The organism is Rothia sp. HMSC065C12, assembly GCF_001812085.1.
Classification (GTDB): domain Bacteria; phylum Actinomycetota; class Actinomycetes; order Actinomycetales; family Micrococcaceae; genus Rothia; species Rothia mucilaginosa.
Window position 1 is genome coordinate 1 of the sequence record NZ_KV807675.1, and the last position, 338, is coordinate 338.

Consider the following 338-nt stretch of genomic DNA (forward strand, 5'->3'; position numbering starts at 1 on the left):
GGCACCGCCCGCACCAACCCCTTCGGCCTGCCCTTAGGCTTAGGCTTAAGCGCCTGCGCGCCGCCCTGCCGGTACAGCCTGCACCACTGCTTCAACGGTGTTGCGCTTGCAATACCGAAGCGCATCATTGCTTCAGGCTTACTCATCCCACCATCAACTACAGCCTTCGCTGCGGCAACTTTGGTCTCATAGTCGTATCTGGCCTGCTTTATTCCCATGGCAAGAAGCCCGTCCCTTCCGATGACGCGGTACATTTTCTGCCACTCTCTCACAGTCGCGGCAGACACACCAAGCTTCCTGGCGGTCAAACGATAGCCACGTCCCTTCTCAAACATTTG

1 protein-coding gene is annotated in these 338 nt (G+C 57.7%); it reads right to left on the reverse strand.

All coding sequences use genetic code 11. The features are described 5' to 3' along the window. On the reverse strand, positions 1–338 hold a 338-nt coding region (locus HMPREF2836_RS03610; protein ID WP_083309153.1), incomplete at both ends, for a helix-turn-helix domain-containing protein.